We start from the raw sequence: 21,529 nt of genomic DNA on the forward strand, positions 1-21,529 counted from the left end.
GCGATCGAGCGCCGGGGGGCGGCCCGGCGCTCGCCGGGTCAGCCGAAGAGCCACGTGCTCAGCCGTGCCCACCACGTGGTGGGCGGGGGCGGGAGCAGCGGCTCCGGCGGGCGCGTCGCGCGGTCGGCGCGGGCGGGGCGGACCCACTCGGGGGGCTCCACCAGGGGGACCGGGGTGAAAACGACCGGCAGCGAGGTCAGGTAGCGGGCCCAGGTGGCGGCGTGCCAGGCCGGCGGCCGGTCGGGGTGGGCAAGTCGGATGTCGGGCAGTCGGCTGTTGAGGGTGTCGATCGCGGTGTCGGTGATGGCCCGGCCGATGTCCTGTCCCGGGCACAGGTGCGCGCCGCCGCTGAACGCCAGGTGTGCCCGGTTGTGGTGGACGGGCACGGTGAGGTCGGTACGGATCTGCGGGTCGACGTTGCCGGCCATCACGCCGAGCACCAGCAGGTCGCCGGCCCGGATCCGCCGCCCGCCCAACTCGGTGTCGACCAGCGCCCAGCGACCGGGGATGACCCACAACGGCGGTTCGTCCCACAGGACCTGCTCGACCGCGTCGGGCAGGCTCAGCCGGGCGCCGGCCAGCGAGGCGGCGAACCGGTCGTCGGTGAGCACCACCCGCAGGGTGTTCGCGATCAGCGCGATGGTCAGTTCGTTGGCGGCGACCATCACGAGTCTGAGGTGGTGCAGCACCTCGTCCTCGGACAGCTTGTTCGGGTGCTCGATCAGCCAGGACGGGAAGTCGGCGGCCGGCTCGCGGCGTTTGCGGTCGGCCAGATCGCGCAGCGTCCGCAGGATGAACTCGTTGGATTCCAGGGCGCGTTCACTCTGCATCATCAACTCGGCGCTGGCCTGCACCAGTTGCGGACCCATCTCGTCGGGCAGACCGTAGAGCTGCGCGATGACCAGCATCGGCAACTGCTGGGCGAACTGGGCGACCAGGTCGGCATGGCCGTCGGCGGCGATCCGGTCGATCAGGTCGTGCGACAGGCGTTGCACGTGTTTGCGGATGCCGCGCCGGTCGAACCGGTCCAGACTCTCCGTGACCACCGAGCGCAACCGCTGATGTTCGGCGCCGTCGCTGGAGACGCAGTCGGGGCGATACTCCATGATCGGCAGGATCGTCGCATCCGGCGGGATCCGGCCCTCGCGCCAGTCGCGCCAGTTGCGCGCGTCCCGGGAGAACCGGCTCGGCGTGCGCATGACCTCCAGGTTCTCCCGGTAGCCCAGCACCAGCCAGCCGGGGAAATCGCCGTCGACCAGGATCGGGGCGACCGCCCCGTGTTCGGCGCGCAGTCGTTCGTACGCGGCACCCGGATCCGCGATGGTCTCCGGACCGTACAACCGCGTGATGCCCTCGGTGGCCGTCGCGCCCGCGTGCGCGGGGCAACCGGGCGGCGGAACGGGGGGAGGAGCGGTCATGGCGTCTCCCGGTTCGTGGTGAGCGTGTGGAGGTATTGCATGAGCGCCATCAGCACATCCCGGCTGGAACCTCGATTGCGGGCGTCGCAGTCGACCATCGGCACGGTGTCGTCGAGGTCGAGCGCGCCGCGCAGTTCGTCCATGGAATAGACCGGCGACTCGGGAAACGTGTTGACCGCGACCACGAACGGCACACCGCGATCCTCCAGGCGGCCCATCACGTCGAAGCACACCTCCAGGCGCCGGGTGTCCACCAGCACGACGGCGCCGAGCGCGCCGTCGAACAGGCCGTTCCACAGGAACCAGAAGCGCTCCTGCCCGGGGGTGCCGAACAGGTAGAGCACCAGGCGCTCGTTGAGGCTGATCCGGCCGAAGTCCATCGCCACCGTCGTGGTGGTCTTGGCCTCGACGCCCGAGAGGTCGTCGATGCCGACGCCCGCCTGGGTCATCGTCTCCTCCGTGGTGAGGGGACGGATCTCGCTGACCGCGCCGACGAGGGTGGTCTTGCCGACCCCGAATCCGCCGACGATCACGACCTTGACGGCGGCCGCGGCCGTTGCGGGCAGCATGTCCTCGGGGCGCGGCCCGACGAGGGTCTCAGAGCCGTTGTAGTCCATGCATCACCGCCTTGAGGAGATCGATGTCGGGCAACGACGCGGCCGGGATCGGGGCCCGGGCCTCCAACTCGCCCGCGGTCACCATGTCCGCGAGCACCAGCGTCAGGACGCTGGTGGGTAACCGCATGTGGGCGGAGATCTCCGCCATCGACAACGGTTGTTCGCACATCCGCAGGATCGCGGCGGGCTCGGGGCCCATCCCGCGGGTGGATTCGTGCTTGGCGACGAACAGCGTCACGAGGTCCAGCCGGCCGGGATCGTCCGGGTTCTCCCCGACCAGGTACAGCCGTTCGGGGTAGGGAACGCGCCGTGTGCGCCGCCGCGGCACGGTCACGGGAACGCCCCGTCGCGGCGCGGCGGGCTGGTCAGGTGTTCGCCGATCCGGATCACCAGGTCGCGCATGCGGTGGCCGAGCAGGCCGGTGTCCACCTGGCCGTCGGCGAGCACCGCGAGGTAGGCGCCGGCGCCGGCGGCCATCATGTAGAAGTAGCCGCCGTTGACCTCGATCACCACCAGCCGCATCCGCCCGTCCCCCTTGGGGAATTCGGCGGCCACCGCGGCGGCGAGGCTCTGCAGGCCGGCGCACGCGGCGGCGAGCCGGTCGGCGGTGTCGGCGGCGGTGTTGTGCTGGGCCATCCGCAGGCCGTCGGCGGACAGCAGCACGATGTAGCGCGTGAACGGCACGCTCTTCGCGAGATCGGAGAGCATCCAGTCCATGTTGGGTCGGTACGCCGTCATCGGTATCCCCCGTCGTCCCACGAGTTTTCGCCGGTCTCGGATCGTCGTTCCTTGGGCGGCGGTTCGCCGTTGATGCCGCTGAGGAAGGCGTCCAGGCCCAGCCCCGGCGGGGTCTCGTCGACGCTCGGGGCGGCGGTGGGCGTCGGCTTGGGCGCGCGGTGTCCACGCGTGCCACCGGCGCGGGGCACGGTGCCCAGACCGCGTCGGCGGCGTTGCGGCAGACCGTTGGCGCCGAACTCGGTGTGCGCCGGCGTCTCGGTCATCAGGTCGTGCAGGGACGGGAGTTCGTCCAGGTGCGACAGGTGCTCGGGCATCGGGTACATCGGCGGCACGTTCGCGGTGATCTGGTTCTGCGGGATCACCACGACGGCGCGCACGCCGCCGTAGGCCGACGGACGCAGCATCACCTTGAAGTTGTAGGTGTGCGCGAGGCGGGCCACCACCGTCAAACCGAGCCGCGGGGTCTCGCCCAGGTCGCCGAGGTTGAGCGCGTCGCCGTCCAGGGACAGGATGCGCTCGGCGCGGCGGCGGGCCTCCTCGCTCAGCCCGACGCCGGCGTCCTCGATCTCGACCGCGATGCCGCTCTGCACCTCGGCCGTGGTCAGGTGCACGGTGGTCGAGGGCGGCGAGTATCGGGTGGCGTTGTCGAGGAGTTCGGCGATCGCGTGGATCAGCGGTTCGACGTGCTGGGAGATCACCGCGACCTCGACGACCGACGACAGTTTGACCCGGCGGTAGTCGAGGATGCGCGACATCGCGCCGCGCAGCACGCTGTACATGCCGATGTCGGTCTCCCACTGGCGGCCCGGGCGGGCGCCGCCGAGCACCGCGATGCTGTCGGCCATGCGGCCGATCAGCGCGTTGCCGTGGTCGAGGTGGAGCAGATCGCGGAAGACCACCGGGTCGTCGCCGTGCCGGTCCTCCATGTCCCGCATGTCCTGGGCCTGTTGGTGGATGGTGGCCTGGACGCGGCGGGCGATGTTGACGAACGCGCGCTGGGCGGACTCGCGCAGGTCCTCCTCGGCGCTGACGGTGTCGATCACCGAGCGGATCACGTTGCGGTGCGCGATGGCGAACTCGGTCGGCTCCTCGGGGTGCGGCGCGACCTTGCGCATCACCTCGGGCACCGGCTCGCCCATCTGCAGTCGGCCGATCGCCTCGGGCAACATCTCCTCGGAGAGCCGGATCATCTCCGACTCCTGCTCGGCGAGTCGACGGCGCAGGCCGATCTGTTGCTGCTGGAGCCTGGTGTGCAGTTGCGCGATGGTGCGCCCGCGCCTGCCCGCCTCCGCGGCGCACACGGCGACGGCGACGGTCGCGAGTCCACCGCACAGGGCCACCGCGGGGCGGGCCTGGGCGGAGACCGCGGCCACGGCCGCGGCCGCGCACACGGCTGTCACGAGGAAGGGGAGGATCCAGACGAGGGCCGGCCGTCGGCCTCCGGGGGACGATCCAGCGAGAACCATCGGCATCCTCGAAAAAAGTCGGAATCGAATCGTGCGGGTGTCCTGCGGACCGCTCGGCGGATCGGTCCGCCGATGGCATGTTCCGTGCTGTCGCGACCGGTGCCGGGGCCCCGCGGGGCGTTTCGAGCCACCGTCGCGGGCGCCAGGCTACGCGGATGCCCGGGGCGGATCGGTCGTGTGGCCCACAAGCCCCTCGAACGGGTGAATCCGGTCTGAACGGGCCATCGATCATCGCGAACGCGATAAGGAATCGCGGCCGATTCCCGTCGCCCGTCGGCCGGTTCGCGACGGTGGCCGGCAGCAGGTTCGCGACCGCCGGAGGGGGTCGCTTCACGATCGCGCGCGCGAGGGGCAAACATGCCGCAGCCGACCCCGCCCGGGGACACGGGCGGGGTCGGCTGCGGTCGGGAACGGTGCGGCGTGCCGCGCTACTTCAGGGGGGCTGTCAGTGGTGTGCCGTCGGTGCGCTTGAGCAGGCAGGTCAGGTCCCGGTCGTGCTCATTGAGCCAGCTGCCGGACGTGGGCCGGAACGACAGCTTCGACAGCTGGATGGTGCTGTTGCGCCCGGCCGCGCCCGAGGTCAGCTCCGTGCACTTGGCGGTGATCTCGTCCTTGAACTTCATGCTCGTCGGAGGCAGCGAGTCGGGGATGGTGTACTCGCCCACCACCTCGGCGTCGTGTGGTGTGGTGCAGGCGACGGTGAGGACGTCCTCGCCCTTCTGGTTGATGCAGTCGCCCTTGTGCAGCTTGACCATCTTGACCCGGCCGGGGCTGCTGTTCGGGCTCGCGGTGCCGGCGGGCGGCCGGCTCGCCGACGGGTCGGACTTCGCGGGCGGGGTCGGGTCCGTGGGCATCGTCGGCACCGCGGGTTTCGACGCGGTCGCGGAGGGGGCGCTCTTGTGGTCCTTCTTGTCGTCGCTCTTGCCCAGGCAGCCGGACAGCAGCGTGGTGGCGACCAGGACGGCGGCCGCGGCGCCCGCGGAGCGCGTGTGGAGCAGGGACGGAACGCGCATGGAAGATGTGAGCCTCTCGCTGGGGATTCGCCCAGAGTCTTGCGGAGGCCGGCACTCCGGTCTTCAGGGGAGTCCCTTGTCTCCTGCGTCTCCGTATCTCCTGGGGACGTGGTCAGCCGTCGGCGGATGGGTTCTTGCTGCGCCGGTAGTGCCGGGCCACGCGGGCGCGGTTGCCGCATCCCGCCGAGCACCATTCGCGGCGCGGGTTGTTCCGGACGAAGTGCAGGATGCAGCCCGGGCCGTGACAGGCCCGCAACTCGGTGCGGTCCGGGCCGGTGAGCAGGTCGACGGTGGCGCCGGCCAGTTCGGCCAGGACCGCGGTGATCGGGTCGGCCTCGGTGCGCGTGACGGCGGTCGGCCAGGTGAGCTCGCGCCACCGCGGGGCGGCCCGGGTGTAGGTGTTCAGCCGCTCGACGGTGTCGGCGGCCGGCACGGTGTCGGTCAGCGCGGCGGTGAGCAGGGCGCCGACGCAGTCGCGCAGGTCGAGGGCGCGGGCCAGGTCGTGCGCGTCCACGGCGAGCAGCGCGGCCTCGGACGGCGGGTTGCCCAGGCGCGGCGCGATGTCGCGGAGCCAGGCGGCCAGGTGCGCGGGCTCGGCCAGCCCCTCGTGCGGCGTGCCCCGTACCGCGTAGCGCGTATTGGCCAGCTCCACCGGCAGCGGTTCGCCGAGCAGGGGGGCGCCGCCGGGATCGAGGTCCGCGATTCGTGTGCTCACGAAACTAATGCTACCGGGTTGCGGTACCCATGTGGATGGTCATGGGGGTTGGATGCGGAGGCGGCTGTGGATCCGGGGGGTGTGACGAGGGAGACATTTGCCGGGAACGAGTTGCGGGCCGGGTTGGTTCCCCGGTCCGGGGATGGATCCGAGGGTGGGTTTTTGTTGTGCTTTGCGCGGTTTTGTACGGCGTATTTCGCGCTCGCGAACGACGGAATCGGCCCCTGGCGGGCCTCCCCGCGGGGGTGGGGCCAGCCCTACCCACAGAGGGAAGTGAGCACCATGGGGAATGTGTTGCCGAATCCCTAGGTTGGACCTGTCGGACCGAGGGGGTCCGCAGGGGGCCGAGGAGAGTCACGTGAACAACCGCAGCCGGGTCGCAGGACAGGACACCACCAACTCGACGGCCCCCGGCACGGTCGCCTCCTTCGTTCGCTTCGTGGCCTTCGGCGGGGGTACGGGACTGGCCTCCAGCGCCGCGCTCGTCGCGCTGAACGGGACCCTGCCGCTCGTCGTCACCAACGCCGTGGTCACCGCGGCCGGCACCGTGCTCGCCACCGAACTGCACAGCCGGTTCTCCTTCCGGGCGGGCCGCGCCAATCTCAAGGCCCATGTCCAGGCGGGCGGTTCGGCGCTGGTGGCCTACCTGTTCACCACCGCCGCGATGCTCGGACTGCACGCGGTCCAGGCGGCGCCGAGCATCATGGTCGAGCAGGCCACCTACCTCACCGCCTCCGGTGTGGCGGGTCTGGCCCGGTTCGTGTTCCTGCGGCTCGCGGTCTTCGCCCGCCCCAAGGCCGCGTCGACCGTCACCGCCACCACCCGCACCCGTGTGCTGGGCCGCGACGCGCTCGTCGCCGCCGCCTGACCCGGCCGGTACATCTCGGGCCCGCCCCGACCCCCGCTTCACCGGGGGTCGGGGCGGGCCCTTGGTCGTGCGCCTACTCGGCGGGCAGTCCGGACTCGCGCAGTCGGCGTCGATGCGGCGGGAGCAGCAGTACCTCCAGGGCGTCGGCGCACGCCTGTGCCCGGTCGCGGAACCACGGGATGCGCTCGTCGGTCATCACGGCGGGGGTGGAGCGCACCGCGAGTGCGGCGTGCGCGTGCCCGGCGCGGTTCAGGATCGGTACGGCCAGGGTGCGTACCCCGGGTACCGACTCGCCGTCGTTGAGCGCGTAGCCGATCGCCCGCGCGGCGTCCAACTGGGCCTGCAACGCGACCGGGTCCACGATCGTGCGGTCGGTCTGCGGGGCGAGCGGGAGCAGGGGGACCAGGCCGCCGTCGGCCGGGTCGGCCCAGGCGAGCAGGACCTTGCCCAGCGCCGTCGAGTGCAGCGGTCGGCGCAGGCCCAGTCCGGTACCGGGCTGGACCGAGCTGCCGACCAGGACCAGCGCGTGCCGGCCGCTGCGGATGGCCAGGTCGGACGTCGCCGACGTGCGTCGGGACAGCTGTTCCAACTCCGGGGCGGCGTGGTGCAGGCCGCGCTGGTGGTAGGCCAACAGGCCCAACTCGGCGACCACGGGACCCAGGCGGTAGCGGCTGGTGCGGTCGTCCTGGTCCAGGAAGCCGGCGCCGACCAGGGTCCGGGCGAGCCGATGCGCGGTGGACACCGACAGGCCCAGGCGGCGCGCGATGTCCGACGCGCTCAGGTCGGTGCCGCCGGCCCGGAAGCAGTGGAGGATGCCCAGCGCGCGCTGCACGGCCTGGGCGCCGGAGGGGGCGGTCGCCGGGCGGGGCGGGTCGGTGGTGTGCGGAGCGTCCGGTACGGGAGTCGGCTCGGGTGCGGCGGCCGGTTCGCGCGTACCGGTCGGCTCGTGTGCGCCGGCGGGCTCGTGTGCCGGGATGTTCGAAGTCTTCACTGGCTTCCCCAACTCGCCGTTCGACAGGCGGTTTTCACCATACGGCAAGGCTGCGGGCCACTCCGCGCCACGGAGCGCGTCGGAGAGCGACCGGATATCCCACATCGTGGGAAGGTTTGATCGAGTGGCGCGGATCGTGCCAGGATCCACCCGATGCGCCATTCGGGCGCGCCCATGCCGGACGAATGCCGTGAGGAGGCCCGCGTGTCCGCAGTCGCGTCGTACACCGCGCCGCTCGCCGGCGTCCGGGCGCTGCTCACGAGCCGCCGGCACATCGATCTCGCGCGCGTTTCCAGCGCCGGCTGTCGCTGACCCGACCCGCACGGGTCGTGTGGTTTCTCCCGGGCTTCGCTCCGTCGTCGTGACGGGTCCCCACCCGGCCGGGTGACGCCTTCGGTCCGCCCCGGTTCCGCACCGCGTGTCGTGTAGGTCTCACCCCCTCTTCGTTCCACCCCTCTCCTCTCCTTTCGGCGCCCGGACCGGTTCGGTCCCGGGTCGATCCGCGCCGTGTCGAACCGGTCGCGGGTCCGTCGACGCTTCGAACGCGAACGGAAGTACTCCCATGACCGCCGTGACCGGCGCACGCCCCGACGAACTGTGGTTCACCCGTTGTCCCGTCCCCACCGCCACCGGCATCGCGGCCGATCTGGGCCTGCTCGACGCCGAGTTCGCGGCCGAGGGGATCACCGTGCGTTCGCTTCAGGACGTCTCGGCCGACATCGCCGCCGACCACCACTACACGCACGCGCTGCCCGGACTGTTCCGCGAGGGCGGCAACGTGCCCGCGCTGTGGGCGCGTTCGCGTGGTGAGGAGACCCGGTTGGTCGGGCTCACCTGGATCGAGGAGCGCCAGGCGATCCTGGTCCGGGCGGAGAGCGGGATCGCTTCGCCCGAACAGCTGCGCGGACTGCGGCTGGCCGTGCCCCGGCACGACATCGCCATCGACTTCTGGCGGGCGATGGCCCTGCACGGCTTCGCCGGCGCGTTGTCGCTGGCCGGCGCGACCCTGGCCGACGCGCGCCCGGTCGAGGTGCCGGCGGCGCGCGCCGGCGGGCAGTGGGAGGCCGAGTTGGCCGCGCTGAGCCGGGGCGTGGTGGACGCCGTCTACGTCAAGGGCGCGTTGGCCGTGGAGGCGGCCGTCCGGTACGGCGCGGTGGTCGCGGTGGACCTGGACGCGGTGCCGGACCGGGCGGTGCGGATCAACAACGGGACACCACGACCGATCACCGTGCACCGCGAACTGCTGGACAACAACCCGGACCTGGTCTCCCGCTTCCTGGCGGTCCTGGTCGAGGCGGCCGACTGGGCGCCGGAGCATCCCGCCGAGGTGGCGCGGATCCTGGGCGCCGAGACCGGCGCGGGCGCGTTCGGGGTGGCCGGCGCCTACCGCGAACTCGGCCCGGACACGCTCCGGATCGACCTGTCCGCCGAACGCCTGGACCTGCTCGCCCGACAGGAGCGGTTCCTGTTCGAACAGGGCTTTTTGGCCGGGCCGGTGGACGTGCCGGCCTGGGCGGATCCCGAACCGCTGCGGCAGGCCCGCGAACTCGCCGATGCCCGTGCCCGCGCCCGCGCCACGCACCCGAACGACCCCGCACCGTCTCGCATATCCCCGCTGGAGGTTCCCCATGAGTAGCCGGCCCCCTCGCCGCACCCGACTGCTGTCCGCCGTCGCGCTCGCGACCGCGACGCTGATCGCGCTGACCGGTTGCGGCTCCTCCTCGAAGGACACCAAGGCGTCGGCGGCGAGCGGCGGCGGCAAGAGCGGGATCACGTTGCGGATTCCCGACCCGGGCAACAACGGGGTGCTGGCCCGGGGCAAGAAGGACGGCTCACTGGACGCGGCCCTGGCCAAGGTCGGCGCCAAGGTCTCCTGGACCGGCAGCGCGGGCCCGTTCGCGCCGGCCGCGCAGGCGATCAACGCGGGGCAACTCGACGTGGCGCTGGGCTCGATCACCTCGGCCGTGGCCGCGCTCGGACAGAAGCCGAGCTTCAAGCTGTTCGGCGCCACCGCCCCCGACCTGGCCGGCGAGGGCATCCTGGTGAAGAGCGACTCGAAGATCCACTCGATCCAGGACCTGGTCGGCAAGAAGGTGGCCTGCTCGCAGGGCGGCACCAGCGAATACCTGCTGCTCGCCGCGCTCGAACAGGCGAAGATCCCGGCCGACAAGGTCGAGCGGGTGTATCTGCGGGCCGACCAGACCGCGCCGGTGTTCGCGGCCGGCCAGGTGGACGCCTGGGCGACCTGGGCCACCTACTCGGTACCGGCCCTGGCCTCGGGCAACGCGCGTTTCCTGGCGGACGGGCGGGCGCTCGGCTCGGACAACTACTCGGTCTGGGCGGTGCGCAACGCGTTCGCGGACAAGCACCCCGACGTGGTCAAGGCGTTCTACGCCTACCTGCACGACGCCGGCACCAAGGAGATCGCCGACCCCGCCGCGTACATCAACGTCTTCACCGACTCCGGACCCACCGCCTACGGCGCCGAACCCAAGCGCATCCAGACCGACTTCACCCGGCAGGGTGCGACGGTGGAGCCGATCCGGCCCGCCGACGTGGAGCGTTTCGGCAAGGTGGCCCGGTTCTTCCAGGACCAGAAGGTCACCCAAACCCTCGTCGACGTCAAGCCGCACCTGCTCGACGTCGAGGCCCTCGCGGGCGCGGCCGGATGAGCGCGCCCACGGTGACCGAGGCGCAACCCCGGGCGATCGAGGCCGAGTCCCCGGAGCGCGAGTATCCCGGCCTGGTGACCCCGCGTCCGCGCATCCCGCGACCCCGGCCGCGTTTTCTCAGCCCCGCGCTGCGCGCGATCGGCCCGCTCGCGCTGATCGGCGGCTGGGCCTGGGCCTCGCACAGCGGGGCGCTCAGCCCCGACCTGCTCGGCTCGCCCGCCGACGTCGTGCGCGCCGCGCGCGAGATGTGGGACAACGGCCAACTCCCGGACGCGCTGCGGGTGTCGCTGGGCCGGGCCGGTCTGGGCCTGGTGTTCGGGCTGACCATCGGCCTGGCCCTGGGCGTGCTCACCGGCTTCTCCCGGCTCGGTGAGGAACTGCTGGACTCCTCCGTGCAGTTGTTGCGCACCGTGCCGTTCCTCGCACTGGTCCCGCTGTTCATGGTCTGGTTCGGGATCGGCGAGTCGGCCAGGGTGATCCTGATCGCGGTGGCCACGGCGTTTCCGATGTACGTCTCCGCGTCCGGCGGGGTGCGCAACGTGGACCGCAAACTGGTCGAGGCGATGCGCAGCTTCGGCGTCGGCCGGCTCGCGCTGGTCCGCGAGGTGGTGCTGCCGGGCGCGCTGCCCGCGCTGCTCTCGGGGCTGCGCCTGTCCATGACGCTGAGCGTGATCGCGCTGATCGCGGCCGAGGAGATCAACTCCACGGCGGGGATCGGATATCTGATGAGCCAGGCGCAGAGCTTCTCCCGCACCGACATCCTCACCGTCTGCATCCTCGTCTACGCGATCCTGGGCCTGCTCGCCGACGTGATCGTGCGGATCCTGGAGCGGGTGCTGATGCCGTGGCGCGGCCAGGGTCAGGGGGCGGGCCGATGAGCACCGAGACCGCGGTGCATCTGTCGGGTCTGCGCCGGGTGTTCGGCACCCGGGCCGTGCTCGACGGCGTCGATCTGGACATCGCACGGGGCGAGTTCGTCGCCCTGCTCGGCGCCAGCGGCACCGGCAAGACCACGCTGCTGCGCATCCTGGGCGCACTCGATCCGCACGACGGCGGCACCGTGCTGGTTCCCGAGGCGCGCACGATCGTCTTCCAGGAGCCGCGCCTGGTGCCCTCCAAGCGGGTGCTGGCCAACGTGGTGGTCGGGCTGCCGAGAGGGCGGGCCACCCGGGAGATCGGCCTGCGCGCGCTGACCGAGGTGGGCCTGGAAGGGCACGCCTCGGCCTGGCCCGCGACGTTGTCCGGCGGCGAGGCACAACGTGTGGCGCTCGCCCGGGCGCTGGTGCGTGAGCCGGAACTGCTGCTGCTCGACGAGCCGTTCGCGGCGCTGGACGCGCTGACCCGGATGCGCATGCAGGACCTGGTGGGCGAGCTGTGCCGGGTGCACCGGCCCGCCGTACTGCTGGTCACGCACGACGTCGAGGAGGCGATTCGGCTCGCCGACCGGGTCGCGGTGCTGCGCGACGGCCAGTTGATCACCGACGAGATAGTCACCGTGGATCGACCGCGCGACCCGACGGACCCGGCCTTCGCCGCGCTGCGGAGGCGGCTCCTGGCGGACCTGGGGGTCCGGGTCGCGGACGGGGCTGCCGAGGTTTCGGCTTCCCCGACGGTCCCCGCGGCTGCCCGCACCGCCCCTACGGCTGCTCCCACCGCCGGCTCCACCGCTTCCCCCACGACTTCCGTCACCGTCCCGTCCACGTCCGGAGTGATCTGAATGACCGTCACCATCGGTGTCCACGGCAGCAATCCGTCGTTGTACCTGCTCGCCCGCCTGGGCATCCTCGAACGTGCCCTCGAACCGCTCGGCGAGACGGTGACCTGGTTGCCCGTGGAGGGCACCCGGGTGGGCGAACTGCTCGGCACCGGCACGATCGACTTCGGCGGCACGGGCTCGACCCCGCCGATCGTCGGCCAGGCGCAGGGCCACGACATCGTCTATGTCGCGGTGTCCGCGCCGCGGCCCGCACACGGCGCGCTGTTGGTCGCGGACGAGGGCCCGGTGCGCACCGCCGTGGACCTCAAGGGCGGCACGGTCGTGCTGAGCATCGGGTCGTGGCAGACCCACTTCGTCGCCAAGGCGTTGAACGACGTCGGCCTGTCCTACCGGGACGACATCACCCCGGTGCGCCCGGCGGCGGGCCAGGACCAGGCGGCGCGGCTGCGCGCCGGCGAGATCGCCGGGTGGGTCGCGCAGGGCCCCGAACTGGCGGCCGCACGCCGCGAGTCGGGTCTTCGGGTGCTGCACCGCGTCGGCGACGTGATCACCGACCGCTCGGTGTTCTTCGCCCGCCGCGCGTTCGCCGAGGAGCGCTCGGAGGTGGTCGCGACGGTGGTGGCCGCGCTGCGCGAGGCCGACGCCTGGGCAGTGGCACATCCGGAGGAGGCGGCCGAGCTGCACGCGGCCGAACTGCCCGGTACCCGGGCCGATTGGGCCGAGGCGCTGGCGGCGCTGCCGTGGCGGCTGGAGCCGGTGCCGGCGTCGTTCATCGCCGAACAGCAGGAGGCCGCCGACATCTTCGTGGCCAACGGGTTCATCGACCGCCCGATCACGGTGGCCGACGCGCAGGCGGCGGCGTTGTCCGCGCCGGTGGCCCGGGTGCTCGCGGCGGCGGAGGGTGCGGGCCGATGAGTCCCGAGGTGTTGTGGTACGTGATCCCGCGCGAGGGACCGTATCCGTGGGAGCCCGCCGGGCGGCGGCCGGTGGATCTGGCCTACCTCCAGCAACTGGGCGGCGCGGTCGATCGGTTGGGCTTCACCGGCGCGCTGCTCGCGACGGATCTGTACGACGTGTGGTCGCTGGGCAGTGTGCTGGCCGCGGCGGCGCCGACGTTTCGGCCGCTGCTCGCGGTGCATCCCGGATTGATCGCGCCGACGTTGCTGGCGAAGATGGCGCTGAGCTTCGAGGCGCTGTTCGGCCCGGGCCGGTTGCGGTTCAACGTGGTCAACGGCTCGACCGAGGGGCTGCGCGAGTACGGGCTGCATCTCGAGCACGACGAGCGGTACGCACTCAGCGCCGAATACTGGGACATCGTCAAGCGGCTCACCGCGGGCGAGGTCTTCGACCACAAGGGCACCTTCTACGACCTCAAGCAGGCCGGCGCCGGGCTGCGCGAGCTGCATCGGGACGGCGGGCACGTACCGCTGTGGTTCGGTGGCTCGTCGCCGGCCGGGATCGAGATGGCCGCCGAGCACGTCGACGTGTATCTGACCTGGGGCGAACCGCCGCACGAACTCGAGGAGAAGTTGGCGAAGGTACGCGAGCGGGCGGCGGCGCACGGGCGTTCGTTGCGGATCGGCCTGCGGCTGCACCTGATCGTGCGGGAGAGCGAGGACGAGGCCTGGGCGGCGGCGGATCGACTGCTGGAGGTGACCAGCCACGCGACGTACGCCCGGCAGCTGGGTCAGGCGGCCGACGCCGACGGGGTGGGCTGGGAACGGCAGTTCCGCCGGCACGGGGGCCGGGTTCCGGCGCGGGCCCGCGAGTTGGAGGTGTCGCCGAACCTGTGGCCCGGGATGGGCCTGTTCCGGCCGGGGCCCGGCACGGCCGTGGTCGGCAGTACCGCGCAGGTGATCGAGCGGTTGCAGGAGTTCGAGGCACTGGGCGTGGATACGTTCATCCTCTCCGGCAATCCGCTGCTGGAGGAGGCGTATCGAATCGGCGAGACGGTGCTGCCCGCCCTGGGGGTGCGGCCCCGGGTGGGGTGAGCGCCGGCGTCGATCGGCCGGGCCGGTGCGGTTGATCGCACCGGCCCGGCCCCGGCTGGCGGTTCAGGCCGCCTTGAGCGCGCCCCCGTCGACGAGGTGGTCCGTGCCGGTGACGCTGCCGGCGAGCGGGGAGGCCAGGTAGGCGACCGCGGTGGCCACCTCGGCCGGATCGACGAAGCGGCCGGTGACCATGCCCGACGCGCCGGGCAGGGCGTCGAGCAACTGCTCGTGGGACAGGCCCATGGACGCGGCCAGTTGGGCGCCGTAGCCGTCCGGCGCCTCCCACATCGCGGTGCGCACCGGGCCGGGGGAGACCGTGTTGACCCGGACGCCGCGCGGGCCGAACTCCTCCGCGACGGCCTTGCCGAACGCGGTCAGCGCGGCCTTGGCGGTCGTGTACGGCACCGGCCCGCTGTGCGGAACCCGGCCGCCGAGCGAGGAGATGTTCACGATCGCGCCGCGCGTGTCGACCAGCGCGGGCAGCGCGGCCCGCGTGGTGCGTACGCCGGCGAGGAAGTTCAGCTCGAACGAGGCGAGCCACTGCTCGTCGGTGAAACTCAGGAAGCCGCCGGTCTGCGACTCGCCGCCGGCGTCGCCCCCGCCGACGTTGTTGACCAGGACGTCGAGCCGGCCGAACTCGGCGACGGCCCGATCGACCAGGCGGCTCGGGGCGTCGGGTCGGGTCAGGTCCACGGCCATGGTCGCGGCGCCGGTCGCGGCCAGCTCCGGGGTGATCGTGCGGGACGCGGCCAGGACCCGGGCCCCTTCGGCGACGAGCGTGGACACGATGGCGAGCCCGATGCCCCGGCTCGCGCCGGTCACGAGGGCGGCCTTGTCGGTGAGGCGCAGATCCATGAGAACTCCTTGGTGGGCAGCCGACGCCGATGGTTGTCGGCCGTCGAACCGGTGCTTCGGTGATGCATTGAACCTAGAACATGCGTCATCGATGTTGCAAGTATGAGCTGACCGGCGTCGTTGCCGTACAGTTCGAAGGTGACTTCCCCAACAGACGAAACCGGTGGCCGGGCGCGACCGCTGCGCGCGGACGCGGAGCGGACCGTGCGCGCGATCCTGGAGGCCGCCGAGCGGGTCCTGAGCGCCAACCCCTCGGCCACGATGGAGCAGATCGCCGAGGCCGCCGGCGTGGCGCGGACCACCGTGCACCGGCGCTTCGCCACCCGCGACGCGCTGATCGTGGCGATGACCCGGTGGGCCACGCGGCAGTTCCACGACGCGGTGACGGCGGCGCGGCCGGACGCCACACCGCCGGCGGTGGCGCTGTACCAGGTGACCGCGAACGTGCTGCGGGTCAAGATCGCGTGGGGCTTCGCGATGAACGCGCTGCGCACCGACGACCCCGAGGTCGCACACCTGCACACCGACGTGCTCGATCGTTGCGATCGGCTCTTCCGCCGGGCCCGCGAGAGCGGGCTGCTGCGCCCGGAGGTGGACCTCGACTGGGCCCGGCGCGTGTACTACGCGCTGATCCACGAGTCGGCGCAGGACGACCGGGGCGAGGACGCGGATGTGCTCGCGACCCGGATCGTGGACACCCTGCTGCGCGGATTCGGCGCCTCCGGCGGGCCCTCGACGCGATGAACCCGGGGCGGGCGCGGCGCGTGTACGGTGTGCCCGCCGGTCCCCGATCGAGAGGTTTGTCGTGACCCTGGCCGTGGCCCACCGAGGCGATCCCCGGCGTTACCGGGAGAACACCCTGCCGTCGTTGTCGAGCGCGCTGGAGCGAGGGGCCGACCTGGTCGAGATCGACCTGGAGGTGACCCGGGACGGACACCTCGTATTGCTGCACGACGCGACGCTGCGCCGGTTGTGGTGGCGCAACGCGCGGGTGCGCGAGTTGACCCTGGCCGAGGTCCGGGAGATCGGCAGGCGCGGGAAGTACCGGGTGCCGAGCTTCGACGAGGCGTTGGACCTGATCAAGGGCGGCCCCGGCGGGCTGATGGTCGACTTCGGCGAGATCGAACTGGCCGGTCCCGCGACCGAGGCGGTCGCCCGGCACGGGCTGAACGAGCAGATCCTCTACGTCGGTGGACCGGTCGCGATGGGCATGGTCCGCGAGCACGCGCCCGAGGCGCACATCGGGCTCAGCGGCGACTCGTTCGCGCGGGTGCCGGGCGAGGACGTGCTGCGTACGCTCCGGCCGGAGTACATCAACCTGCGCTGGCGGGCGTACGACGCGGAGTCGGTGGCCCGCTGCCATGCGGACGGATACGGGGTCAGTGCCTGGACGGTGGACTCGCCCCGGGTGATGCGCAGGCTGTTGGACATGGGCGTGGACATGATCATCAGCAACCGCATCGGTCGGCTGCTCGACGTGGTGGCGGCGCGGCGCGACTGAGCGGTCACGGCGGCGGGCGCTTCGGCTCCACCACCGGCCGAACGGGGGTCCGGGCGTGGGTGGTCGCCTCTCGCGTGTCGAGGCAGACCGGGTGGGTGGTCCGCCTCGGGCGCACCCGCCCGGCGCGGCCGGTACCGCGGCGGTGGCCCTCGCCTCGCGGTCGGCCCGGTTCGGCGGGGTCGCGCCCGAGGACGGGGGCGGTGTCGACTACCGGGCGGCGCGGCAACGTGGGGAATCCGGATCGGTTTCGGCAGCACGCGCCCGCCGACACGTTGTTCGTGACCGGGACGGCGGGGTGGACGCGGGCCGAGCGGCCGGCAGTCGGCTCCCTGGTTTCGGCGTCGGGTCGGCGAGTATCGGGCTTTCGGCCTTCCCGGCCTCGGCGAGGGATCTGCCCACGATGCGGCCGGCGGTAGCCGTTGTGGGAGTCCTGATTTGTAGGGTGTGCGGCATGACCCCGGGTGCACCTGGCAGACGCGTGATCGACGGCCGCTTCGAGTTGCTGGAGCGGCTCGGTGGTGGCGGCATGGGCCTGGTCTGGCGGGCGCGCGACCTGGCGCTCGAGCGCGAGGTCGCGCTCAAGGAGGTCCGGCCGCCCGACCCGGCACTCCTGGAGGACGATCCGACCGCCGCCCGGATGTTGCGCGAGCGGGTGTTGCGCGAGGCCAGGTCGCTGGCCCGGCTGAACCACCCGCACGTGGTGACGATCCATCACATCGTGGACGCCGCCGAGGTTCCGCACCCGTGGCTGGTGATGGAACTGGTCCCCGGCGGATCCCTGCACGACCGGCTGGCCCACGGGCCGATCGCTCCCGCCGAGGCCGCCGCGATCGGTCGGGGCGTACTGTCCGCGCTGAGCGCCGCGCACGCGGCCGGGATCCACCACCGCGACGTGAAGCCGGGCAACGTACTGCTGCGCGCCGACGGCAGCCCGGTCCTGACCGACTTCGGCATCGCCGCGCTGCGCGAGTCGACCAGCCTGACCGCGACCGGGGACCTGATCGGCTCGCCCGAATACATCGCGCCGGAGCGCATCCGCGGCGAGGAGGACAACGCCGCGTCGGACCTGTGGTCGCTCGGGATGATGTTGTACGTGGCGGTGGAGGGGGAGCACCCGCTGCGCCGGGCGACCAGCCTGGCCACGCTCGCCGCGGTGCTGACCGAGACGGTGCCGGCGCCCGCCCGCGCGGGGGCGTTGCGGCCGGTGCTGGAAGCGCTGCTGGTTCGGGACCCGGCGGCGCGGCCGGACGCGGCGCGGTTGGACGCGCTGCTCGCGGCGGCCGCGGGCGAGCCGGGCGCGCGGCCCTCGTCGCAGCACACGACCTCGGCGCTGCCGGTGGCGGACGCCCTGGCCTGGCAGCCGGGCGACCTCGGCGCCGGCCGGGCGGTCGACTCGGGGCCGGACTCCGGTTCCCGCCCCGGCTTCGATGCCGCGTTCGGGGCCGACACGGGTTCGCGTTCCGGGTCCGGGCCCGCCTGGGCGGGGGCGGATCGGGTCGCCGGAGGGCCGAACTCCGGTTCGTGGCGGGGGACTTCGGCCGACTCTTCGGCCGGCTCTTCGGACGAGGCGCCGGCCGGGTCGCCCGGAGCGGGTTCGCCGTACGGTTCGGTGTTCACCCCGGCAACGCCCGAGTCGGCGGCCCGACAGCGGGCGCGGCGCACCCGGATCATCGGCGGATCAGTGGTCGCCACGGCCCTGGTCGGGACGCTGGTCGCGGTGCTTCTGGCATCGCAGTTCCGCGACTCGGAATCGGACGCGGGGGCGAAGGCGGCCGGTGCCAAGCCGACGGCGACGGGCCCGACCACGTCGCCCGACGCGCGGGGGAGTTCGGCGGAGCACGAGCCGACCGAGCCGGCCGAGCAACCCTCGCCGACCCGGACGCCGTCCAAGCCCGCCGCGGACAAGGGGAACCTGATGACGCCGGCCGGGATCCGCGGCGCGATCGAGTCGATGAAGCCGGTCATCGGCGGCACGAAGGTCAAGTCCTTCAGCGTCCATGACACCTTCGCCTCGGTCGACGCACCGGTGCCCGGCAATGCCCGCCTTCAGGACCGCTATTCCTATCGCGACGGGAAGACCACGAAGGACGCCGGTTTCGGCCGAACCGGTGAGGACGAGAAGACCATCGACCTCACCAAGGTCAATTGGGACGCGTTGCCCGCGCTGTTCGCCAAGGCCGACAAGGAACTCGGCATCACCACGCCGAAGACCCGCTACGTGATCGTGGACCTCGGGTTGATCGACCGGGTGCCGTCGCTGAAGGTGTATGTCGGCGACGACTACGGCTCCGGCTATCTGCGGGCCGACCTGGACGGCAAGGTGGTCAAGATGTATCCGCGCTGAGCCCGGTGCCGGCGCGACGCGGCGTCACGAAGCCAACGACGTCGGCAGATCCGCGACCTCCAACGCGATCAACTGGGCCGCGTCCGGGTGTTCGAGTTCGGCTACCCGGCCGGCCTGGCGCTCGGTCATCTCCTGGAACGCCTGGCGGGCCGAACGCCCGTTGCCGAAGCCGCCGCCCCGGGACATGCCGGCGAACAGCGCGAGCAGTTCGGTGCGTGCGGCGGGGGTGAGTTCGTAGCGGTGCCGCTCGGCCTGGTGCTCGACGATGGCCACCAACTGCTCGGCGTCGTAGTCCTCGAAGAGCAGCGTGCGGGTGAACCTCGACGCCAGGCCCGGGTTGGAGGACACGAAGCGGTCCATGTCGTCGGGATAGCCCGCCGCGATCACCACCACGTCGTCCCGGTGATCCTCCATCAGCTTCACCAGCGTGGCGATCGCCTCGGAGCCGAAGTCGTTGCCGCCCGCGAGCGGGGAGAGCGAGTACGCCTCGTCGATGAACAACACGCCGCCGATCGCCCGGTTGAACGCGGCGGCCGTCTTGGGCCCGGTGTGGCCCACGTACTCGCCGACCAGCGCGCTGCGGTCGACCTCGACCAGGTGCCCGTGGCCGAGCAGTCCGAGCGCCTTGAGCAGGCGGCCGTACAGCCGGGCCACCGTGGTCTTGCCGGTGCCCGGGTTGCCCGCGAAGACCAGGTGCCGGCTCAGCGGCGGCGCCGGCAACCCGGCCTCGACCCGCAGCCGGACCGTCTGCATCAGCTTGGCCATCGACGCGACGTCGCGCTTGACCCCGTCCAGGCCGACCAGTTCGCCGAGTTCGGCCAGCAGGTCGGTCAGCTTCTCCTCGACCACCTCGGGCCGATCCGGCACCGGAGACGCGGCGGCCGGGTCCGGCCCGGCGCCCGCGGTCGCCACGGGGGCCGGCCGCGCGCCGGGCACCGCGCCGCCGAGCGCCGGATCGCAGTCCTCGAACACCGGCGCGGCCTCCGGGTCCGTGCTCAGGTCGTCCGTGCAGTCGCGCAGCCGACAACGCCGGAACAGCGGATCCGCGCCGCCGCCCACGTGCAGCGCGGCGTAGCCCGCGCCGACCACATCGCAGCCGGTGTAGGTGCCGCCGGCCTGCTCGGCCACGAACAGCCCGTTCTTGCCGGGCCGTTCGATCCGCACCCCGTGCACCGTCGGCCGGGCACCGGTCCACACCACCAGCCCCGACCCGGTGCAGTCCTCGATCGAACCGCCCGCCAACTCGGCCCGCGAGCCCGCGTCGAAGACGATGCCCGCCGCACCCGCGCCGGTGACCCGGTTGCCGGTCAACTCGGCGACGCCCTCGCCGCTCACCTCGATCCCGGTGCGCCCGGCGGCGCGCACCGTACATCCCGACACCCGCGACCCGGCGGGCGATGCGATGCCGATCCCGGTCGTGGTGTCCGCGACCAGGCAGCCCGAGAGCGCGGCCGAGGAGCGGCCGGTGACCGCGATCCCGCTCATCGCGGCGGCGGAGACCGTGCAGTCGGTCAACTCGACCCGAGCGGTGTCCGCGGTGTGCACGCCGTGTTCGGGCGTGCCCGCCACCCGGCAGTCGGCCAGTTTGAGCACGGCGGTACCGGCCGCGTGGACCGAGCCGAAACCGGAGTCGAGGATGCGGCAGTCGGTCAACTCGGCCGCCGCGCCCTCGGTGAGCAGCACCCCGTTGGTCGCCGAGCGGCGCACCGCGCACCCCTGCGCGAGCACCCGTGCGCTGCCGTCGAGCACGATGCCGGCCGCGGCGGCGTCCAGGATCCGACAGTCGGTCAGTTCGGCCCGCGCGCTGCCGCCGAGCCGGATCCCGGCCGCGCCCGGCGCGCTGATCCGGCTCTCGCCGGCGGCCGCCGAGGAGGCGTCCTCCAGAAGCAGGCCCACCCGCCCACAGCCGTGCAACACCGAGTCGACCAGGCGCAGTACGGCCCGACCACGCAGTCGGATCCCGGAGCCGGAGGTGGCGTCCAGGCGCAGCCGGGCGATGCCGACCCGGGCGCTGCCGGAGACCACGATCCCGGTGCCCTCGATCGTGCCCACCTCGACGTCCTCCACCCGGGCCCGCGCGTCGCCGGACACGTGCAGTCCCGCGAGCCGCGCGCCGGTCACGCGCGTGCCGGTGAGCAGCAGCGCCGAGGTGGTGCCGCCGGCGGTCGGGGGCGCGTCCAAGTCCGGGTCGGCGCCGTCGGGTTCGTCCCGATCGGGCCCGCCGCGCACCTCGATCCGGCCGCCCCGGACCGCGCAGTCGGCCACGATCAGGCCGGCGCCCGGACCCACGCTGACCGCCGGCGCGTCGCCGCCCGCGCCCTGCACGGTCAGCCCGCGCACCGCGCAGTCCGCCGCGTCGACCGTGATCGCCGGCCCCTCGGCGCCGGCGGTCAGCACCACCTCGCCCCCACCGGGCTCCGGACACAGCGTCACCGACCGGGCCAGCACCAGGGATTCGGTGTAGTGGCCGGCCTCGATCACGACGGTCGCCCCCGGCGCGGCGGCCCGTACCGCGTCCGCGATCCGGCGGTGGGCGCCGCGGCCCTTGGCGGCCACCCGGACGGGTGCCGGGCCGGCGCCGCCGGTGTGCCGCTCGACGCTCGACATCTGTGCGCTACGCACC

General features: G+C 72.8%; 21 protein-coding genes. 11 read left to right on the top strand and 10 right to left on the bottom strand.

Translation table 11 applies throughout. The features are described 5' to 3' along the window. Positions 1–38: 38 nt before the first annotated feature. The 7 genes from B4N89_RS25760 to B4N89_RS25790 form a co-directional block, all read right to left on the bottom strand. Positions 39–1,418 carry a cytochrome P450 gene (locus B4N89_RS25760; protein WP_078978181.1) on the bottom strand — a complete coding sequence of 460 codons (1,380 nt, stop codon included), beginning with the start codon at positions 1,416–1,418 and terminating at the stop codon, positions 39–41. Then, positions 1,415–2,035, bottom strand: coding sequence for a GTP-binding protein (locus B4N89_RS25765; protein ID WP_078978182.1), 621 nt, complete (start codon positions 2,033–2,035; stop codon positions 1,415–1,417). Before B4N89_RS25765 ends, B4N89_RS25760 begins: the two co-directional genes overlap by 4 nt. Continuing rightward, positions 2,016–2,369: a DUF742 domain-containing protein gene (locus B4N89_RS25770; protein ID WP_078978183.1), complete on the bottom strand. Its 354-nt coding sequence runs from the start codon at positions 2,367–2,369 to the stop codon at positions 2,016–2,018. The genes B4N89_RS25765 and B4N89_RS25770 overlap by 20 nt, the downstream gene beginning before the upstream one ends. After that, positions 2,366–2,773 (bottom strand): roadblock/LC7 domain-containing protein, encoded by a 408-nt coding sequence (locus B4N89_RS25775; protein WP_078978184.1) that lies wholly within the window; start codon positions 2,771–2,773, stop codon positions 2,366–2,368. The genes B4N89_RS25770 and B4N89_RS25775 overlap by 4 nt, the downstream gene beginning before the upstream one ends. Continuing rightward, complete coding sequence (locus B4N89_RS25780; RefSeq protein WP_078979629.1) at positions 2,770–4,173, bottom strand: sensor histidine kinase; 1,404 nt, start codon at positions 4,171–4,173, stop codon at positions 2,770–2,772. Before B4N89_RS25780 ends, B4N89_RS25775 begins: the two co-directional genes overlap by 4 nt. Positions 4,174–4,667: 494 nt before the next feature. Continuing rightward, positions 4,668–5,252, bottom strand: coding sequence for a septum formation family protein (locus tag B4N89_RS25785; RefSeq protein WP_078978185.1), 585 nt, complete (start codon positions 5,250–5,252; stop codon positions 4,668–4,670). A gap of 112 nt (positions 5,253–5,364) precedes the next feature. Further along, positions 5,365–5,967, bottom strand: a complete 603-nt coding sequence (locus B4N89_RS25790; RefSeq protein WP_078978186.1) for a CGNR zinc finger domain-containing protein — start codon at positions 5,965–5,967, stop codon at positions 5,365–5,367. Between the two features lie 358 nt (positions 5,968–6,325). Here B4N89_RS25790 and B4N89_RS25795 point away from each other — a divergent pair, with 358 nt between their 5' ends. Beyond that, complete coding sequence (locus B4N89_RS25795) at positions 6,326–6,835, top strand: hypothetical protein (RefSeq protein ID WP_078978187.1); 510 nt, start codon at positions 6,326–6,328, stop codon at positions 6,833–6,835. A 73-nt stretch (positions 6,836–6,908) separates the two neighbouring features. Here the strand turns inward: B4N89_RS25795 and B4N89_RS25800 are convergent, their stop codons facing one another. Further along, positions 6,909–7,667, bottom strand: coding sequence for an IclR family transcriptional regulator (locus B4N89_RS25800; protein ID WP_078979630.1), 759 nt, complete (start codon positions 7,665–7,667; stop codon positions 6,909–6,911). 363 nt (positions 7,668–8,030) lie between these two features. Between B4N89_RS25800 and B4N89_RS53080 the strand changes: the two genes are divergently transcribed. The 7 genes from B4N89_RS53080 to B4N89_RS25830 all read left to right on the top strand — a co-directional run bounded on the left by B4N89_RS53080 (position 8,031) and on the right by B4N89_RS25830 (position 14,206). Further along, the gene (locus B4N89_RS53080; protein WP_321170712.1) at positions 8,031–8,138 is read left to right on the top strand and encodes a putative leader peptide; all 108 of its coding nucleotides are present in this window, start codon (positions 8,031–8,033) and stop codon (positions 8,136–8,138) included. A 250-nt stretch (positions 8,139–8,388) separates the two neighbouring features. Continuing rightward, positions 8,389–9,462: an ABC transporter substrate-binding protein gene (locus B4N89_RS25805; RefSeq protein ID WP_078978188.1), complete on the top strand. Its 1,074-nt coding sequence runs from the start codon at positions 8,389–8,391 to the stop codon at positions 9,460–9,462. Further along, positions 9,455–10,498, top strand: coding sequence for an ABC transporter substrate-binding protein (locus tag B4N89_RS25810; protein WP_078978189.1), 1,044 nt, complete (start codon positions 9,455–9,457; stop codon positions 10,496–10,498). Before B4N89_RS25805 ends, B4N89_RS25810 begins: the two co-directional genes overlap by 8 nt. Beyond that, on the top strand, positions 10,495–11,376 hold the full coding sequence (locus tag B4N89_RS25815; protein WP_078978190.1) for an ABC transporter permease: 882 nt from the start codon (positions 10,495–10,497) through the stop codon (positions 11,374–11,376). Before B4N89_RS25810 ends, B4N89_RS25815 begins: the two co-directional genes overlap by 4 nt. Further along, on the top strand, positions 11,373–12,215 hold the full coding sequence (locus B4N89_RS25820) for an ABC transporter ATP-binding protein (RefSeq protein WP_078978191.1): 843 nt from the start codon (positions 11,373–11,375) through the stop codon (positions 12,213–12,215). Before B4N89_RS25815 ends, B4N89_RS25820 begins: the two co-directional genes overlap by 4 nt. Then, a complete protein-coding gene (locus tag B4N89_RS25825; RefSeq protein ID WP_078978192.1) occupies positions 12,216–13,130 on the top strand; it encodes an ABC transporter substrate-binding protein in 915 nt (304 codons plus the stop codon). Beyond that, a complete protein-coding gene (locus B4N89_RS25830; protein WP_078978193.1) occupies positions 13,127–14,206 on the top strand; it encodes an LLM class flavin-dependent oxidoreductase in 1,080 nt (359 codons plus the stop codon). Before B4N89_RS25825 ends, B4N89_RS25830 begins: the two co-directional genes overlap by 4 nt. A gap of 63 nt (positions 14,207–14,269) precedes the next feature. Here the strand turns inward: B4N89_RS25830 and B4N89_RS25835 are convergent, their stop codons facing one another. Then, positions 14,270–15,061 (bottom strand): SDR family NAD(P)-dependent oxidoreductase, encoded by a 792-nt coding sequence (locus tag B4N89_RS25835; protein ID WP_078978194.1) that lies wholly within the window; start codon positions 15,059–15,061, stop codon positions 14,270–14,272. A 138-nt stretch (positions 15,062–15,199) separates the two neighbouring features. Between B4N89_RS25835 and B4N89_RS25840 the strand changes: the two genes are divergently transcribed. The 3 genes from B4N89_RS25840 to B4N89_RS25855 all read left to right on the top strand — a co-directional run bounded on the left by B4N89_RS25840 (position 15,200) and on the right by B4N89_RS25855 (position 18,906). Further along, positions 15,200–15,805: a TetR/AcrR family transcriptional regulator gene (locus tag B4N89_RS25840; protein WP_078979631.1), complete on the top strand. Its 606-nt coding sequence runs from the start codon at positions 15,200–15,202 to the stop codon at positions 15,803–15,805. Positions 15,806–15,866: 61 nt separating this feature from the next. Beyond that, positions 15,867–16,562 (top strand): glycerophosphodiester phosphodiesterase, encoded by a 696-nt coding sequence (locus B4N89_RS25845; protein ID WP_235618784.1) that lies wholly within the window; start codon positions 15,867–15,869, stop codon positions 16,560–16,562. 451 nt (positions 16,563–17,013) lie between these two features. Further along, positions 17,014–18,906, top strand: a complete 1,893-nt coding sequence (locus tag B4N89_RS25855; protein ID WP_235618785.1) for a serine/threonine-protein kinase — start codon at positions 17,014–17,016, stop codon at positions 18,904–18,906. A 24-nt stretch (positions 18,907–18,930) separates the two neighbouring features. Here the strand turns inward: B4N89_RS25855 and B4N89_RS25860 are convergent, their stop codons facing one another. Then, positions 18,931–21,528, bottom strand: a complete 2,598-nt coding sequence (locus B4N89_RS25860; protein ID WP_235618786.1) for a right-handed parallel beta-helix repeat-containing protein — start codon at positions 21,526–21,528, stop codon at positions 18,931–18,933. Position 21,529 lies beyond the last annotated feature (1 nt).

This window comes from Embleya scabrispora (assembly GCF_002024165.1).
Taxonomy (GTDB): domain Bacteria; phylum Actinomycetota; class Actinomycetes; order Streptomycetales; family Streptomycetaceae; genus Embleya; species Embleya scabrispora_A.

What these genes read in the sequence shown, in the direction of transcription:
- B4N89_RS25830 (WP_078978193.1), top strand. Translation starts at nt 13,127, where the DNA reads ATGAGTCCCGAGGTGTTGTGGTACGTGATCCCGCGCGAGGGACCGTAT.
- B4N89_RS25820 (WP_078978191.1), top strand. Translation starts at nt 11,373, where the DNA reads ATGAGCACCGAGACCGCGGTGCATCTGTCGGGTCTGCGCCGGGTGTTC.
- B4N89_RS25805 (WP_078978188.1), top strand. Translation starts at nt 8,389, where the DNA reads ATGACCGCCGTGACCGGCGCACGCCCCGACGAACTGTGGTTCACCCGT.
- B4N89_RS25760 (WP_078978181.1), bottom strand. Translation starts at nt 1,418, where the DNA reads ATGACCGCTCCTCCCCCCGTTCCGCCGCCCGGTTGCCCCGCGCACGCG.
- B4N89_RS25835 (WP_078978194.1), bottom strand. Translation starts at nt 15,061, where the DNA reads ATGGATCTGCGCCTCACCGACAAGGCCGCCCTCGTGACCGGCGCGAGC.
- B4N89_RS25775 (WP_078978184.1), bottom strand. Translation starts at nt 2,773, where the DNA reads ATGACGGCGTACCGACCCAACATGGACTGGATGCTCTCCGATCTCGCG.
- B4N89_RS25810 (WP_078978189.1), top strand. Translation starts at nt 9,455, where the DNA reads ATGAGTAGCCGGCCCCCTCGCCGCACCCGACTGCTGTCCGCCGTCGCG.
- B4N89_RS25825 (WP_078978192.1), top strand. Translation starts at nt 12,216, where the DNA reads ATGACCGTCACCATCGGTGTCCACGGCAGCAATCCGTCGTTGTACCTG.
- B4N89_RS25815 (WP_078978190.1), top strand. Translation starts at nt 10,495, where the DNA reads ATGAGCGCGCCCACGGTGACCGAGGCGCAACCCCGGGCGATCGAGGCC.
- B4N89_RS25785 (WP_078978185.1), bottom strand. Translation starts at nt 5,252, where the DNA reads ATGCGCGTTCCGTCCCTGCTCCACACGCGCTCCGCGGGCGCCGCGGCC.
- B4N89_RS25855 (WP_235618785.1), top strand. Translation starts at nt 17,014, where the DNA reads ATGACCCCGGGTGCACCTGGCAGACGCGTGATCGACGGCCGCTTCGAG.
- B4N89_RS25765 (WP_078978182.1), bottom strand. Translation starts at nt 2,035, where the DNA reads ATGGACTACAACGGCTCTGAGACCCTCGTCGGGCCGCGCCCCGAGGAC.